General features: G+C 67.9%; 14 protein-coding genes. 6 read left to right on the top strand and 8 right to left on the bottom strand.

Annotated elements, in window-relative coordinates; all coding sequences use genetic code 11:
• Nucleotides 1-319 precede the first annotated feature (319 nt).
• Nucleotides 320-1,177: a DUF2993 domain-containing protein gene (locus LEL84_RS10095; RefSeq protein WP_226513956.1), complete on the bottom strand. Its 858-nt coding sequence runs from the start codon at nucleotides 1,175-1,177 to the stop codon at nucleotides 320-322.
• Between the two features lie 211 nt (nucleotides 1,178-1,388).
• Here LEL84_RS10095 and LEL84_RS10090 point away from each other — a divergent pair, with 211 nt between their 5' ends.
• Complete coding sequence (locus LEL84_RS10090; protein WP_226513955.1) at nucleotides 1,389-2,195, top strand: winged helix-turn-helix domain-containing protein; 807 nt, start codon at nucleotides 1,389-1,391, stop codon at nucleotides 2,193-2,195.
• Nucleotides 2,176-3,105, top strand: a complete 930-nt coding sequence (gene mshD / locus LEL84_RS10085; RefSeq protein WP_226513954.1) for a mycothiol synthase — start codon at nucleotides 2,176-2,178, stop codon at nucleotides 3,103-3,105. Before LEL84_RS10090 ends, mshD begins: the two co-directional genes overlap by 20 nt.
• Here mshD and LEL84_RS10080 read toward each other — a convergent pair.
• On the bottom strand, nucleotides 3,096-3,677 hold the full coding sequence (locus LEL84_RS10080) for a hypothetical protein (RefSeq protein WP_226513953.1): 582 nt from the start codon (nucleotides 3,675-3,677) through the stop codon (nucleotides 3,096-3,098). The genes mshD and LEL84_RS10080 overlap by 10 nt on opposite strands.
• A 195-nt stretch (nucleotides 3,678-3,872) precedes the next feature.
• On the opposite strand from LEL84_RS10080, the gene pstS reads away from it, so the two are divergent.
• The 4 genes from pstS (at nucleotide 3,873) to pstB (ending at nucleotide 7,846) form a co-directional block, all read left to right on the top strand.
• A complete protein-coding gene (gene pstS / locus LEL84_RS10075) occupies nucleotides 3,873-4,952 on the top strand; it encodes a phosphate ABC transporter substrate-binding protein PstS (RefSeq protein ID WP_226513952.1) in 1,080 nt (359 codons plus the stop codon).
• A gap of 141 nt (nucleotides 4,953-5,093) precedes the next feature.
• Nucleotides 5,094-6,122, top strand: a complete 1,029-nt coding sequence (gene pstC, locus LEL84_RS10070; protein ID WP_065629737.1) for a phosphate ABC transporter permease subunit PstC — start codon at nucleotides 5,094-5,096, stop codon at nucleotides 6,120-6,122.
• 2 nt (nucleotides 6,123-6,124) lie between these two features.
• Entirely contained in the window at nucleotides 6,125-7,024 is a 900-nt protein-coding gene (pstA, locus tag LEL84_RS10065; RefSeq protein WP_226513951.1) for a phosphate ABC transporter permease PstA, read from the top strand.
• A gap of 45 nt (nucleotides 7,025-7,069) precedes the next feature.
• The gene (gene pstB, locus LEL84_RS10060; RefSeq protein WP_004022008.1) at nucleotides 7,070-7,846 is read left to right on the top strand and encodes a phosphate ABC transporter ATP-binding protein PstB; all 777 of its coding nucleotides are present in this window, start codon (nucleotides 7,070-7,072) and stop codon (nucleotides 7,844-7,846) included.
• A gap of 77 nt (nucleotides 7,847-7,923) precedes the next feature.
• Here the strand turns inward: pstB and LEL84_RS10055 are convergent, their stop codons facing one another.
• The 6 genes from LEL84_RS10055 to LEL84_RS10030 form a co-directional block, all read right to left on the bottom strand.
• Nucleotides 7,924-8,073, bottom strand: coding sequence for a hypothetical protein (locus LEL84_RS10055; RefSeq protein ID WP_165629676.1), 150 nt, complete (start codon nucleotides 8,071-8,073; stop codon nucleotides 7,924-7,926).
• A gap of 165 nt (nucleotides 8,074-8,238) precedes the next feature.
• Nucleotides 8,239-8,901: a phosphate signaling complex protein PhoU gene (gene phoU / locus LEL84_RS10050; protein ID WP_058253532.1), complete on the bottom strand. Its 663-nt coding sequence runs from the start codon at nucleotides 8,899-8,901 to the stop codon at nucleotides 8,239-8,241.
• Between the two features lie 107 nt (nucleotides 8,902-9,008).
• On the bottom strand, nucleotides 9,009-11,261 hold the full coding sequence (locus tag LEL84_RS10045) for an LCP family protein (RefSeq protein WP_226513950.1): 2,253 nt from the start codon (nucleotides 11,259-11,261) through the stop codon (nucleotides 9,009-9,011).
• A 176-nt stretch (nucleotides 11,262-11,437) separates the two neighbouring features.
• A complete protein-coding gene (gene dusB / locus LEL84_RS10040) occupies nucleotides 11,438-12,604 on the bottom strand; it encodes a tRNA dihydrouridine synthase DusB (RefSeq protein ID WP_280361797.1) in 1,167 nt (388 codons plus the stop codon).
• A 59-nt stretch (nucleotides 12,605-12,663) separates the two neighbouring features.
• Nucleotides 12,664-13,656: an acyl-ACP desaturase gene (locus LEL84_RS10035; RefSeq protein ID WP_226513949.1), complete on the bottom strand. Its 993-nt coding sequence runs from the start codon at nucleotides 13,654-13,656 to the stop codon at nucleotides 12,664-12,666.
• A gap of 347 nt (nucleotides 13,657-14,003) precedes the next feature.
• Nucleotides 14,004-14,555: a nuclear transport factor 2 family protein gene (locus LEL84_RS10030; protein ID WP_078113633.1), complete on the bottom strand. Its 552-nt coding sequence runs from the start codon at nucleotides 14,553-14,555 to the stop codon at nucleotides 14,004-14,006.
• Between the last annotated feature and the right edge of the window lie 88 nt (nucleotides 14,556-14,643).

Raw genomic sequence — 14,643 nt, 5'->3', positions numbered from 1 at the left:
CGAGAAGGATGCCCGCGTCTCGGGGAGATGAGCACGGGTGACGGCGCATGGGAACGAGGTCGCAGACCTCGGTGGAGACGCCCCCGTTCTCATCGACGGTGTGGGCGGACCGGCTGCTCACGCAGCACGGGTTGGTCACACCGTCAACGGCGAGTGCGACAACAGCAGTCGGCGACACGACAGAAGTCGATCGCCCGGCGTCGTGTGAGCAAGTACTCACGGCGCTGCTGCATGCCCACGAGGGTACAACAGAGCCGATCGAGCCCCCAACGGCCGGGGTGCTTTGCCGCCGAGGCCGGGAGAACACGGTCTGAACTGCTCAGAAGCGGTCGAGGCGCACCGATGCCGGACCGGAGTCGCCGACCAGTTGGACGTCCCCGCCGAAACTCTCCGCGCGATCGGGTTCGACATCCCAGGCCATCGGCAGGCGCGGGAGCGTCAGGCTGAACCGATCGAGCACGGCGGCGCGGACTTCCGCCGGGACCTCGGCGTCGACGTGGCGTTCGGGGCCGGTGTAGAAGCCGGTCGCCCGGATGTCCAGTGCGCCGTCGACGACGGAGAGGTCGACGGAGACACTCACGCGCACCTTGGGGCCGTCGTAGGACGACGCCGACGGCGGGTCGGCGGGATCGAGCCCGTCGCCCGGCGGCAGTGCGACCGTGCCGGTGAGCACGACGCCGGTCTCGCGACTGACGATGCCGTCCTGGGGCCCGCCTGCGCCCGCCGTGTCGTCCGGTCCCGGGGTGCTGACGGTCAGGTCGACGATGCGCAGATATCGGGCCAGGGTGACGGCATCGAGGCGGGTGTACGCCGAGATCGAGGAGGTGTGGAGAACATCACTCGCCGAGAATCCGCTGCCGTCGGCCACGTCGAACGGGCCGAGAGAAGCACCCAGCTCACCGCGGCAGACGCCGCGGGCGGGCGGACATCCGGGTAGTTCGACGCCGCGGGCGGCGATCGTGGCCCCGTCGAAGTGACCGGCGGACGACTGCGAGGTGAACGGGAAACCCGCGATGGTGACCTCGGGATCGAATGTCACGCGGGGGGATTGGGCGAGGGCGCGGGAGAACTGATGCTCCCCGCGAACGGCGGCCCCGACGTCGACGCCGAGCGCGACCCCCGCGGCGGCCAGGGCGGCGACCACACCGATGACAAGCACTTTCCGGATGCGCGGCATGCTCGGCCGATCACCCTCCCCGTCGTGGTCATCCGGCGGTCGTGGTCGCCTTGTTAACAGGTGAGCGCGCCGGTGGCGCTATTCTGTCACCTATCTCGCACACGTTGGTAAGGCGGCGTAAACAATCGCCGAGCCACGCGCGGGTGGCGTTCACGTCGTGGTGAGCGATCTGGATGGTCCGGGACGGGGACGAACGAGATCGGAGTGCTGGGTGGATCTCTTGTTGTTGACGGCCGACCCGAATCCGGAGTCGGTCTTGCCGTCGTTGTCGCTGCTCGCGCACACGGTGCGGACCGCTCCGACCGAGGTGTCGTCACTCATGGAGGCGGGGAACGCCGATGTGGCGCTGGTCGATGCCCGCGCCGACCTGGCGGCGGCCCGCGGGCTGTGCCGCCTGTTGGGCAGCACCGGCTCCTCGGTGCCGGTGGCGGCGGTGCTGACCGAGGGCGGGCTGGTCGCGGTCAACGCGGACTGGGGCATCGACGAATTCCTGCTGCCGGGTACCGGCCCGGCCGAACTCGACGCCCGGTTGCGCCTGCTCGTGGTCCGCACCCGCGGAGTCGCCGCGGAGGAGTCCTCGGGCAAGGTCACGCTGGGGGAACTCGTCATCGACGAGGGGACCTACACCGCACGCCTGCGCGGACGTCCGCTCGACCTGACCTACAAGGAGTTCGAGCTCCTGAAGTACCTGGCGCAGAACGCGGGTCGCGTGTTCACGCGCGCCCAGTTGCTCCAGGAGGTGTGGGGGTACGACTTCTTCGGCGGCACCCGCACCGTCGACGTCCACGTCCGTCGACTCCGCGCCAAACTCGGCAGCGAGCACGAGTCGCTGATCGGGACCGTCCGCAACGTCGGATACAAGGCCGTTCGTCCGACGCGTGGCCGGGCGCCCGCGGCCGACGCCGACCTGTCCGAGGACGCATCCGGTCCCGATGCGGTCGACACCGATGACTTCGACGACGCGCTCGACCGTCCCGATCCGTTCGACGAGGAGTTCAGTGCCAGTGCCGGGAACTGAGGACCCGCAGGTGCGTCGAGGCGCACTGCCCGACGACGTCGCTGATTTCGCTCACCGGCTGGTGCGCGAGGCGAACGACGCCGATGGTGTCGCCCCGCTCTCGGAGGGGGCGGTCGCCGCGATCGACGCCCCCGAGGGTTCGCCGATCGTGCACGTCTGGTCGAAGGCGGGGTACGCCGTCATCGTCCCCGGTCGCGACGGTGAGGCGGCGATGATCGAGGCGGTTGTCGACCCGGCGCACCGACGGGAGGGACATGGCCGGGCGCTGCTCGATGCGGCGTTCGCGGCGGCGTCGGCGCCCGAAACGGGGTCCGGGGTCCGGGTGTGGGCTCATGGGGACCTGCCTGGCGCGGTGGCGCTCGCCGCGGCGATGGGGCTGACGAAACGTCGCGAACTACTGCAACTGCGTCGGCCGGTCGGCCCCGGCCACGAACTCCCCGAACTCGTCGTCGACCCGACGGTCGACCTGCGAACCTATGCCGGACCGGCCGATGACGCCGAGATCCTGCGGGTGAACAACGCGGCCTTCGACTGGCATCCCGAGCAGGGCGGCTGGTCGCCGGAGCAGATCCGTGAACGGGTCGCCGCGGACTGGTTCGATCCGGCGGGTTTGTTCCTCGCCTTCGACCGTGCCGGAGACGGATCGGGCGGGGGAGATGGCAAGCTCCTCGGGTTCCACTGGACCAAGCGGCACGATGCGGACCTCGGCGAGGTGTACATCGTCGGCGTCGATCCTGCGGCGCAGGGTCGCGGACTGGGTCGGTTGTTGACGCTCGCCGGCCTGCATCATCTTGCGCGCGAGGGCGTCTCGGAGATCAACCTCTACGTGGAGGGTGACAACGTCGCCGCGCTGCACACCTACGAGCGCCTCGGGTTCACCCGATACGCCGTCGACGTCGCCTACGGCTGAGGCTGCCCGAGTGCGGCGCCGATGGCGTCGACGATGTCGACGATGTGGGGCTCGCGAACCACGGACAGGTGGTTGCACTCGAGACGGAGGACGTCGACGTCCCCGGTCACGATGTGCCGCCGCCACACCGACGGGTCGTCACGATTCTCGCTGCCCTGCACCACGAGCGCGCGACCGGTGTACGGGCGGGGGCGGTGCAGCCGCGCCACTCGGACACCGAGTTCCTCGAGTGCCTGCGCGTCGGCGGTCGGCGAGGTTCTCACCACACCGGCGAGTGGAACACGAATTCGTCGGCGCCACAGTTCTTTTCGGGGTAGCGGTTCATATGTGGTGGTCGTCGTGAGAGACGGGTCGGCGCGCTTGGCGCGATGCAGCACCCGCGGTGGGACGAACGTGTCCACCACGACGACCAGATCGACACGGTGCCCGTCGGCCTCGAGGCGTCGCGCGGCCGCCGGTCGTCGGGCAGGCCACCGGGCGGTCTCGCCGGTGGGGCGAGGGCAGGAGCCCGCCCCGGGTGTGCGGGCCGATTCGCGCGAGCCCGACGATCCGTCCTGTAGCCAGGTGCCCAAGTCTCGAATGTCGGGTTACGCAGATCACGTACGATCACGCCTGGGCAGGTCGCACCCCGTCTGCCTTGGCCAGTTCACCTGTCGTTCATCTTTTGGAGGGGATCAGTCCACCACGCCCCCATAGCTTTCCACTCGGACACTCCGGAACCGACGCCAGTCGGTGCGGGGAACGCGAACGGAAAGGCAACACCAGCGGTGAAAATCAATCGGAACGGCGCCCTGGCGTCGGTGTCGGCGATCGCGGCACTGACACTCGTCACGGCGTGCGGCGGTGGGGGAAGCGAACAGACTGTCAGCGGCGAGGGCTCGACCGCGCAGCAGAAGGCCATGGAGCACTTCAGCCAGGTCCTCACCGACAACAGCGACATCGTGCTCGACTACACCGGCAGCGGCTCGGGCGACGGCATCAAGAAGTTCATCGCGGGCGACGTCGACTTCGCCGGCTCGGACTCGGCCCTCAAGGACGACGAGGTCACCGACGCCACCGCACGTTGCAACGGCAACGCCCCCTGGCACCTCCCGCTGGTCGTCGGGCCCGTCGCGGTCGCCTACAACCTCGACGGTGTCGAGGACCTCAAGCTCAACCCCAGCGTCATCGCGCAGATCTTCAACGGCAAGATCACCACCTGGAACGATCCCAAGATCGCCGCGCTCAACCCCGGTGTGTCGCTGCCCACCACCGACATCGTCCCGGTCTACCGCTCGGACAGCTCGGGCACCACCGACAACTTCCAGCGCTTCCTGGAGAACTCGGCCCCCGCTGACTGGCCGTACGAGCACAGCAAGGAATTCGCACCCAAGGGTGTCGGTTCCGGTGCCTCGAAGTCGACCGGCGTCGGCGACACCGTCAAGAAGACCCCCGGTTCGATCACCTACGTCGAGTGGGGCTTCGCCACCGAGAACGATCTCGGTGTCGCCCAGGTCGACTTCGGTGCCGGCCCGGTCGAATTGAACGCGGAGAGCGCGGGCAACGCGCTCGAGTCGCTGGCCTTCGCCGATCCGGCCAGCAAGGACCTCGTCGTCGACACCGACGCGCTGTTCGCCTCGAAGGCCCCGGGTGCGTACCCGCTGCTGCTCACCCCGTACTCGATCGTCTGCTCCGCGGGCTACGAGGACGAGGCCACCAGCCAGACGCTGAAGGACGCGTTCACCGCGGTCCTGAACGACGGCCAGGCCGGTCTCGAGGAAATCGGCTACGTGCCGGTACCCGACGCCTACAAGACCAAGCTGCAGGGAACCATCGACTCGCTGTCCGGTGGGTCCGGGAACGCCTGATCAATCCCCTCAGATCGCGTGCGCGGGGCCGCCTCGGTTGCGGCCCCGCGGATGTGGTTGACACACTGACACGACATTTCGCGTGTCCACGAGACGGCGGGAAGTGACTCAATGACCAGAGCCGAATCACAAGAAGGACGCATGACCTCGCTGAGCAAAGAGGGTGGCACGACTCCGCCGGACACCGGCGAGTTCCGCCCCACCGGGTCATCGCCCGACCAGCCCGAATCCTCGCTTCATTCGGCCGCGCATCACCGCGTCGCCGACCGGGTGTTCCGCACCCTGGCCGTCGGCTCGGGTTTCGTGGTCTCGATCGTCATCGGGCTCATCGCACTCTTCCTTCTGGCGCAGGCGATCCCGTCGCTGGCGAAGAACGAGGAGAACTTCTTCACCTACACCGGCCAGTGGATCACCAGCGGTGATCAGCTCGCCTTCGGAATCCCGCAGCTCTTCTACGCGACAGTCGTGGTGTCGGTCATCGCGCTGCTGATCGCCATGCCGGTCGCGCTCGGTATCTCGATCTTCCTGACCGAATACGCGCCGAAGCGGTTCGTCGGACCGATCACCTACACCGTCGACCTCCTCGCCGCGGTCCCCTCGATCGTGTACGGCCTCTGGGGCATCCTCGTGCTCGGCCCGGCGCTGGTGCCGGTCAACGAGTGGCTCGTCGGCAATCTCGGCTTCCTGCCGTTCTTCCAGGAACCCACTCAGGTCGCCAACATGAGCACCGGCGGAACGCTCCTGACCGCGGGCATCGTGCTCGCCGTCATGATCCTGCCGATCATCACCGCCGTGACCCGCGAGGTCTTCATGCAGACCCCGAAGGGCCACCGCGAGGCGGCACTGGCGTTGGGCGCCACCAAGTTCGAGGTCGTGAAGGTCGCCGTGCTGCCGTTCGGGTTCTCCGGCTACATCTCCGGTTCGATGCTCGGCCTGGGACGCGCGCTCGGTGAGACGATGGCGCTGCTGCTCATCATCTCGACCGTCGGCCCCATGAACTTCAACCTCATGGAGAGCGGCGAGACCTTCGCGACGAAGATCGCCAACAACGCGGCGGAGTTCGACTCCCCGGCCAAGACCGGCGCCTACATCTCGGCCGGCCTGACCCTGTTCGTCCTGACCTTCATCGTCAACGCCGCCGCCCGCGCGGTCGTCGCCGGAAAGAAGTGACCATGTCTGTGACCACGACATCTTCCGCCGCCGATCCGGTCAAGAAGCCTTCTGGCTTCACCCCGATGTCCGGGCGCCGGCGATTCACCGACGGGACCGTGCGCGTCGCCGTCATGGCCGCCCTCCTGCTGGCGCTGGTTCCCCTGCTCTGGCTGGTCTTCACGCTGGTGTCGCGCGGTATCGGCGCGATCATCGACATCGACTGGTGGACCCAGGCCGAGCGTCGCGGCGGTGCGGCCAACGCGATCATCGGCACCCTGATGCAGACCGCGCTGGCCGCGGTCATCTCCATCCCGCTCGGCATCTTCGTCGCCATCTATCTGGTGGAGTACGCGACGAAGAAATCGCTCCTCGCGCGTGTCACCACGTTCATGGTCGACATCCTCTCGGGTGTGCCCTCGATCGTCGCAGCGCTGTTCGTCTACGCGGTGTGGCGCACCACCCTCGGATTGCCCCGCTCGGGATTCGTGGTCGCGATCGCGCTGGTGCTGCTGATGGTCCCGCTCGTGGTGCGCGCCACCGAAGAGATGCTGAAGATCGTCCCGCAGGACCTTCGCGAGGCGTCGTACGCCCTGGGTATCCCGAAGTGGAAGACGATCGTCAAGATCGTCCTGCCGACGGCCCTGTCGGGCATCGTCACCGGCGTGATGCTGGCCATCGCCCGGGTCATGGGCGAATCGGCGCCGGTCCTCATCCTCGTCGGTGCCACCCGCGCGATGAACTGGAATCCCTTCGACGGCAACCAGCAGTCGCTGCCGCTGATGATGGTGCAGCAGTACAACAACGGACCGGGCGCCTTCGATCAGGTATGGGGCGCGGCGCTGACATTGGTGATCCTCGTTGCCATCGTCTACTTCGGCGCCAAGGCGGTGTCGAAGATCTTCGCCCCCAAGACTTCCTGACCTCCCACCCTTCTCGGGTCATCTTTTCCAGAACGGACCAATGACATGGCAAAGCGCCTCGACATCAAAGACCTGAACATCTATTACGGCGACTTTCACGCGGTCAAGGACGTCACCCTCGAGGTGCCGCCGCGCTGCATCACCGCGTTCATCGGCCCGTCGGGCTGCGGTAAGTCGACCGTGCTCCGAACCCTCAACCGCATGCACGAGGTCACCCCGGGTGCCTACGCCAAGGGCAGCGTGCTGCTCGACGGCGAGGACATCTACGGCAAGACCGTGGACCCGGTGAGCGTGCGCGCGACCATCGGCATGGTGTTCCAGCGGCCGAACCCGTTCCCGACGATGTCGATCCGCGACAACGTCGTCGCCGGCCTGCGTCTGCAGGGTGTGCGGAACCGATCACAGCTCGACGACGTCGCCGAGAAGAGCCTGCGCGGCGCCAACCTCTGGGAAGAGGTCAAGGATCGCCTGGACAAGCCGGGTGGCGGACTATCGGGTGGTCAGCAGCAGCGTCTGTGCATCGCCCGCGCCATCGCGGTCTCTCCCGACGTCCTGCTCATGGACGAGCCGTGTTCGGCGCTCGACCCGATCTCGACGCTGGCCATCGAGGACCTGATGGGTGAACTCAAGAAGGAGTACACCATCGTCATCGTGACCCACAACATGCAGCAGGCCGCCCGCGTCAGCGATCAGACCGCGTTCTTCAACCTCGAGGCGGTCGGCCAGCCGGGACAGCTCGTCGAGATCAACGACACCGAGACGATGTTCTCGAACCCGACGAAGAAAGAGACCGAGGACTACATCTCCGGCCGCTTCGGCTGAGCCTCCGCGCGCGAACAGGCCCGCTCACCCGTCCGGGGGAGCGGGCCTCGTCGTGCCTGGGTCGTCGTGTCGGGGTGTCACATGTTGAGCAGCAGGATCACCAGCAGGGCGACCAGCGACGCGGTCACACCCAGGTAGGCCAGGATCTTGCGGCGGTGGGCGGCAGCCTCTGCGTCCTCGTCGGTCACCGCATTGAAATCGGGCTCGGTCGGATAGTGCTGGGCCATGTCGCCACCCTAACGACGACCTCGGCGCGTGTGAAATCTCCTCGACGTCGCTGGGGCCCAGATATTCACGGACATGAAAAAAGGCCGAGATTCAGTGTCGGAAACTGAATTCTCGGCCTCTTTCGGTGTGGCCCTCGCTCGATGTTCAGCACCGAGCGAGAGAAATCACCCCACGCTCTGGAACTGCTCCGGGGTCTTGCCCGTCGCGGTGAACACCACGCGGCGCCCGATGAGTACGGCGTGGTCGGCGAACCGTTCGTAGTAGCGGCCGAGCAGGGTCACGTCCACCGCGGCGGCGACGCCGTGCTTCCATTCGCGGTCCATCAGGACGGTGAACAGGTGGCGGTGGAGGTCGTCCATGGCGTCGTCGTCTTCCTGGAGACGAAGGGCGGCCTGCGGGTCGCTGGTCACGAGGACCTCATGTGCGTTCTTGGCCAGGGTGACGGCCAGGCGGCCCATCTCGGCGAAGTAGCCGTTGACCTCCTCCGGCAGTGCCTTGGCGGGATGCCGGCGGCGGGCGACCTTGGCGACGTGCAGCGCCAGGGCACCCATCCGATCGGCGTCGGCGACGATCTGGAATCCACTCACGACTCCACGCAGGTCACCGGCGACCGGGGCCTGCAGGGCGAGGAGCGCGAAGGACTGTTCCTCCGCGCGAGCCGTCAGCCGGCTCATCCGGTCGGTGTCCCCGATGACCTCTTCGGCGATGGCGAGATCGGCCTGCAGCAGTGCCTGCGTGGCGCGCGCCATCGCGGTGCCGGCGAGCTCGCACATCTCACCCAATACCGAGGTCAGCGCCTCGAGTTGCTCTTGATAGGCGGTACGCATGGTCCCAGGATACGTGCGTGATCACTCCAGGCCGACTCCGACCGATGAACGTCCAGTGAACGTCGGGTGCAGATCCGTCCACCTGCGAGTGCACCGACACCCTGAGATCACGTGCAGGTGGTGTCGCCCGCGTTCGTGATGGCCAGGTCGTTGGGCAGATTGCCGGTGTTCTCCGCAGGTGCGAGCTGGTTTGCCGTCAGGGTCGCCCCGGAGGCCGGTACCGACTCCAGGGAGCCGGTGAAATCCGCACCGACGATGAGCTCGACACCCGACTTGACCGTGCGGTCGAGCTGGATGCTCGAGTTCGGGAACATCTCGGCCAGCGTCGCGGCGGCGTCGCGCTGTCCCGGCCCGTAGCGCACGACGGTGTCGTCGCGGTTCTCCGAGGCATCGGCTACACCCCGAACGTCGAAACCGTACGGCGTGAGCTGCTCGGACACCTCGGTGGCGAGGCCCGTCTGGCCCGTGCCGTTGAGAACCCGGACGCCGACATTGCCGGGGTTCTGGGCGGTCGCGGTCACGGGTCCGGGAGCACTGGCGTTCGAGTCGGTACTCGGGGCGCCGGGACTCGTCGGCGCCTTCGACGACGACGGCGGCTTCTTACGCGCCTGCTCGCCGGGGAGTGGCAGGTCGTCGATGATGGCGTCGAAGATCGCGTCGATGTCGCTGGTGCGCGGGATCTCGTTGTTGGCGCCGTCGGTGGAGGTACCCGACGTCGGGATCGTCAGGAACGAGACGCGGCCGGCCTCGATGCCCTGCATCGACTCGGCCAGGTTGATGAGCGACTGGGTGTCGACGCCGTCGACGTAGCTGTATTCGATGAACGTGTTGACGATCCCGTTGAGTTTGTTGGGGTTCGACAGCACATTGCCCGACAGGCTCGACCGCAACAGCGACGACATGAAGAGCTGCTGGCGTTTGATCCGGCCGTAGTCGCCGTTGCCCTCCGTGCTGATGTTGCGGGCGCGCACGTAGTTCAGCGCGCGCCGGCCGGTCAGCTTCTGCTTGCCCGGCTTACGCAGGATCTGGCCGATCTCGTAGTCGTAGAGCGGCACCGTCGAGCAGACCTCGACGCCGCCGATCGCGCGGACCACCTTCTCGAAGCCGACGAAGTCCATCCCGATGAAGTGGTTGATGTTCAAACCGCTCATCGCGGTGATCACGCGCACGAGACACTGCGGGCCGCCCGCGGCGTAGACGCCATTGAGTTTCACGTCGTAAGCCGGTTGCATCTCGGCGCCATAGGCGCCGGTCGTGTTGTCCCAGGCGCGGCAGGCCGGCTGGTCCACCTGCAGGTCTCGCGGGAACGACACCGCGACGACGCGACTGCGGTTGGCCGGGATGTTCACCAGGATGACGGTGTCCGAACGGGCGCCCTCGGCGTCGGCGGTGGTGCCGGCGCCGACTCTGGAGTTCTGGCCACCGCGGGTGTCGGTACCGACGATGAGGTACGTCTCGTCGCCGTACTGGGCGTCCTTGTTCCGGATGTTCTGGTCATCGGGGTCGACGGCGGTGACGTTCCGCCAGTTGCCGTTCCACGACTGCAGGTAACCCCAGACGAAGCCGGTGCCCACCAGTGCGAGCACGCACGCGATGGCGACCAGGATGCGTCCGGTCGCGGCGGTCTTGCGCAGCATCGCGCCCTGCCGGTCCTCGTCGCGTCCGGGATGGCGCCGAGGCGCCGAGCGCAGGGCGAGGGGTTCGGTGAGGTCGGGTGTGCGTTCCAGCGGGGGCTGGGCCGGCGGTCCGGCCGGGCCGCCGGCGACCGGCTCCTGGGCGCGGGATTCCTCGATCACCCGCTGCTCGGTGGCGCGATCGGACAGGTCGGGCGCGGCGTCGCCGACGGTGGGGATCTTCTGGGTGACCTCGTTGTCGAAACGATGGACGGCCGTCGGGCGGTCGTCGGGCGCCGGCTGCGGAGCTGCGGGGACCCGCCCGCCCGGGGCCGCCGGTGGCGTGGCACTTCCGCCGAACGGCGGTCCGGTGCGACGGGACCGCCCGCGGGTCGACGACGGGGGCTCGGACGTCCGCGACTCCGGACGCGGCGGAGTCGCGCGGCGGGTGCCGGACCGGCCGGAGCCGGCGGGGGGCTCCGACGGCGACGACTCCTCCGCGTTCATCTGCTCCATGAGCTGGCGGACCGTCAGGCGAGTGCGTCCCCGGACGAAGCGATCTGCCGAGCGTGGCTCGCGGAGGCTGGGGTGCGCCGGGGGACGGGAGCCCTGGTCGGTGGAACCGGGCGCGTCCGGACCGGGGACGGGCTCGAAGTCGTCGCGGGAGCGTCCGGCGCGTCGACCACGACGAGAGCGACCGGCGTCGCCCACCTCGGGGTCGTCCGGGCCCGGTGTCCTACGACTCAATGCACGTTCCTCATGCCCCGTGGTCGTGTCGCGGAGTCACCGCGGATCGGGGCTCGACCAGCGCGGTGCGCACAGAATGGAGGCCCCGGCGGCCGGGACCTCCGCGCAATAGTACTGATCCCACCTGAGAAAGCGTCTCAGCCGGGCACCGGTTGTGACGGTTTTCGCAATCCGGTTCAACCGCCGGAGTGCATGATCTCGGCGCCTGCGGGGATCACGTCCTCGTCGGGGTCGTCGAGCCAGCCGTCCGGCAGCGCGACCTTCGCCGGCGAACCCTGCCGGCCGCGCGGGCCGTGACCGTCGGAGGGGAACGGCGCGTCGGCCGGCAGCTCGGCGAGCAGTTCACGTAGTTCGTCGACACTGCCGACGAGCGCCATCCGCCGCCGGATCTCCGAGCCGGCCGGGAAACCGCGGAGGTACCAGGCGACGTGCTTGCGGATCTCGCGGCAACCCTTCATCTCGCCGTGGTGATCGACGAGGAGCTGGCAGTGCCGGACCATGATGTCGGCGACCTCGCCCAGGTTCGGCGGCGCCGGCGCGTCGAAACCGCCGAGTTCGGCGGCCAGTTCGGCGAACAGCCAGGGCCGGCCGAGGCAACCGCGGCCGACGACGACGCCGTCGCAGCCGGTCCGGCGCATCATCGCGACCGCATCGGCGGGTTCGAAGATGTCGCCGTTGCCGAGAACCGGCACGGTGGTGACGTGCTCCTTCAGGCGGGCGATCTCGTCCCAGTCGGCCTCACCGGAGTATCGCTGCGATGCGGTGCGCGCGTGGAGGGCGACGGCCGCGGCACCTTCTTCGGCGGCGATCCGGCCGGCGTCGAGATGGGTGCGGTGATCGTCGTCGATGCCGATCCGGAACTTGACCGTCACCGGGATGTCGGTACCCTCGGTGGCCCGGACGGCCGCCGCGACGATCTTGCGGAACAGCGTGCGCTTGTAGGGGATCGCCGACCCCCCGCCCTTGCGGGTCACCTTGGGGACCGGGCAGCCGAAGTTCATGTCGATGTGGTCGGCGAGATTCTCGTCGACGATCATCTTCGCGGCTTGGTACGTGTACTCCGGGTCGACGGTGTAGAGCTGCATCGACCGCGGATTCTCGTCGGGTCCGAAGGTCGTCATGTGCATCGTGACCGGGTGCCGCTCCACGAGCGCGCGCGCCGTGACCATCTCACAGACGTACAGCCCGGAGACGGTTCCGGTGCGGGCGAGCTCGAGTTCGCGGCACAGCGTCCGGAACGCGACGTTGGTGACACCCGCCATCGGGGCCAGTACGACCGGGCTGGCCAGTTCGATGGACCCGATACGCAGTCCCTTCGAGACGCTCGCAAGCTCGCTCCTCAGGGAGCTGGGAAGCGAGCCTTCGGTGGTCGAGGGCGCCGGGTGGCTGTCGATGAGGGTGCTCAGGATGCCTGCTGCTCCCGCTTCTTGGCCTCGCGGGCGAGCGAACGGTCGCGCATCTCCTCGAAGCGGATGGTGTCCTTCTCGAGCTGCTCGAGGAAGGCGGCGAGCTCCTCGCGGGTCTTCTCGCCCTCGCTGCTGAAGTCGTCGCGTTCGAAGACGTTCCACTTACGCAGGACCGGCATGACGACCTCTTCGAGGTGCTGACGCAGGTCGTAGATGCCGTGCTTGGCCATGAGCACGCCGTGGCGACGGAAGTTGGGCATACCGGCGCCGGGCATCTGGAAGTTGGTCACGATGTCGGTGACGGCGCGCAGCGTCTGGTCGGGGGAGATGTCGAAGCCCGCACCGCAGATGTTGCGGTAGAAGATCATGTGCAGGTTCTCATCGGCCGCGATGCGCTGCAGCATCTTGTCGGCGATCGGGTCGTTGCACGCCTTGCCGGTGTTGCGGTGGCTGACGCGGGTCGCGAGTTCCTGGAAGGTCACGTACGCCACGGAATGCAGCAGACCGAGCTCGTCGGCGTGCTCCTCGAGCTCGTCCACGCGTCCGGCGGCAGCCAGCATCGGGTCGAAACCATTGGTCATGTGGATCATCCGCGCCTCTTCGAGGGCGACGGGATCGACGCCGCGGGTGACCACGAGGTAGTCGCGCATGACGATGCCGTGGCGGTTCTCCTCGGCGGTCCAGCGACCGACCCAATGGCCCCAGGCGGAGTCCATCGAGAAGTTGTCGGCGATGACACGGTGGTACGACGGCAGGTTGTCCTCGGTGAGGAGGTTCGTGATCATCGCGGCCTTGGCGACCTCGTCGAGCTGCGACTGCTCGGGATCGTAGTCGACGCCACCCAGGGCGGCGAAGTTACGGCCCTCGTCCCACGGCACGTAGTCGTGCGGGTTCCAGTCCTTGGCGATCTTGAGGTGGCGGTTGACGTTGTCCTCGGCAACCGGGGCCAGCTCCTTGAGTAGCTCGAGTTGCGTCAGGTCGCGTGCCATATAGATGTCCTCCGAACGGTGTCCGCGTGTGTTGTCATTGCGTGTCGTCGTCGTGCGTCGTGTCGATCGATCCGCGTGCGTGGCCGGCGGCCACGACCGTGGTTCGCGACGTCGTCGTGGGGAGGTGCGCACCCCGCCCACCGGACCGTGGTGTGTCGGGCCGGGTCCCCCGCGCCGCCCCGTCGCCACTGGTCAAAGTTCTAGCGTACGCCACGCACACCGGTGTCCCAAGTCCGTCGCCTGGGTGTCGTTCACGCCCGCGCGTCGCGTTACGCGTCCGGCCGGTGGTGTCGGTCACGTTGGTACGGGCGACGCCGGAACCGGTGTTCGCGCAGGTCGGCGGGCCCTCAACCGGAACGTGGACGCGAGGCGAACATCGCGCCCGTCGTCTCCATCCACGCCGTGGCCGGTTCGTCGATGGTGCCCAGTTCGCGTGCCTTCTCACACCAGCGCATCGCCGCGCGCCCGAACTCCATCGGGTTGTAGACGTCCTCCTCGCGACTCCACCGACCATCGCCGGCGTAGGTGAGGATGGTGATGTTGGTGGCGGTGATGTGCGTCGAGTCGCCCGGATCGCGCATCGGGTTGTCGACTTCGCAGATGACGCGGCCGGTCGGCGCGTCGACCACATGCCACAGCGAGGGGAACCCGGTCATGTGACTGCCGGGGAACGACGTCATCGTCCGCCAGATCCAGGTCCGGATCTCCTCGCGGCCGCGCATGGTGCCCAAGGCGTGCTCGATGTAGTCGGCGTCTTCGGTGAACAGTTCGGCATAGCGATCCCAGTCCCGGCTCACGGCGATCTCGGCGACCGTGCGCTGGAACTGTGCGAAGGCCTCGTCGAGCTCTGCCGGGGTGAATTCGGCGGTCGTCGGGGTCGGGTTCTCGGTGGTTTCCATCGCCGCCGATCGTAGAGTCCGCACCGGTGTGGTCCACCGCGTTTCGCGACACTCGGTACCATTCGTCCCCAGCACAGCCACCGCACAC

It is taken from the genome of Gordonia sp. WA4-43 (assembly GCF_020520305.1).
Taxonomy (GTDB): Bacteria; Actinomycetota; Actinomycetes; order Mycobacteriales; family Mycobacteriaceae; genus Gordonia; species Gordonia hongkongensis.
This window is presented reverse-complemented; position numbering and strand designations above follow the sequence as displayed.

Bases quoted from the DNA above. Each gene is read 5' to 3' on its own strand.
- LEL84_RS10055 (WP_165629676.1), bottom strand. From the start codon at position 8,073: ATGGCCCAGCACTATCCGACCGAGCCCGATTTCAATGCGGTGACCGAC.
- pstA (WP_226513951.1), top strand. From the start codon at position 6,125: ATGTCTGTGACCACGACATCTTCCGCCGCCGATCCGGTCAAGAAGCCT.
- LEL84_RS10030 (WP_078113633.1), bottom strand. From the start codon at position 14,555: ATGGAAACCACCGAGAACCCGACCCCGACGACCGCCGAATTCACCCCG.
- phoU (WP_058253532.1), bottom strand. From the start codon at position 8,901: ATGCGTACCGCCTATCAAGAGCAACTCGAGGCGCTGACCTCGGTATTG.
- LEL84_RS10095 (WP_226513956.1), bottom strand. From the start codon at position 1,177: ATGCCGCGCATCCGGAAAGTGCTTGTCATCGGTGTGGTCGCCGCCCTG.
- pstC (WP_065629737.1), top strand. From the start codon at position 5,094: ATGACCTCGCTGAGCAAAGAGGGTGGCACGACTCCGCCGGACACCGGC.
- LEL84_RS10035 (WP_226513949.1), bottom strand. From the start codon at position 13,656: ATGGCACGCGACCTGACGCAACTCGAGCTACTCAAGGAGCTGGCCCCG.
- pstB (WP_004022008.1), top strand. From the start codon at position 7,070: ATGGCAAAGCGCCTCGACATCAAAGACCTGAACATCTATTACGGCGAC.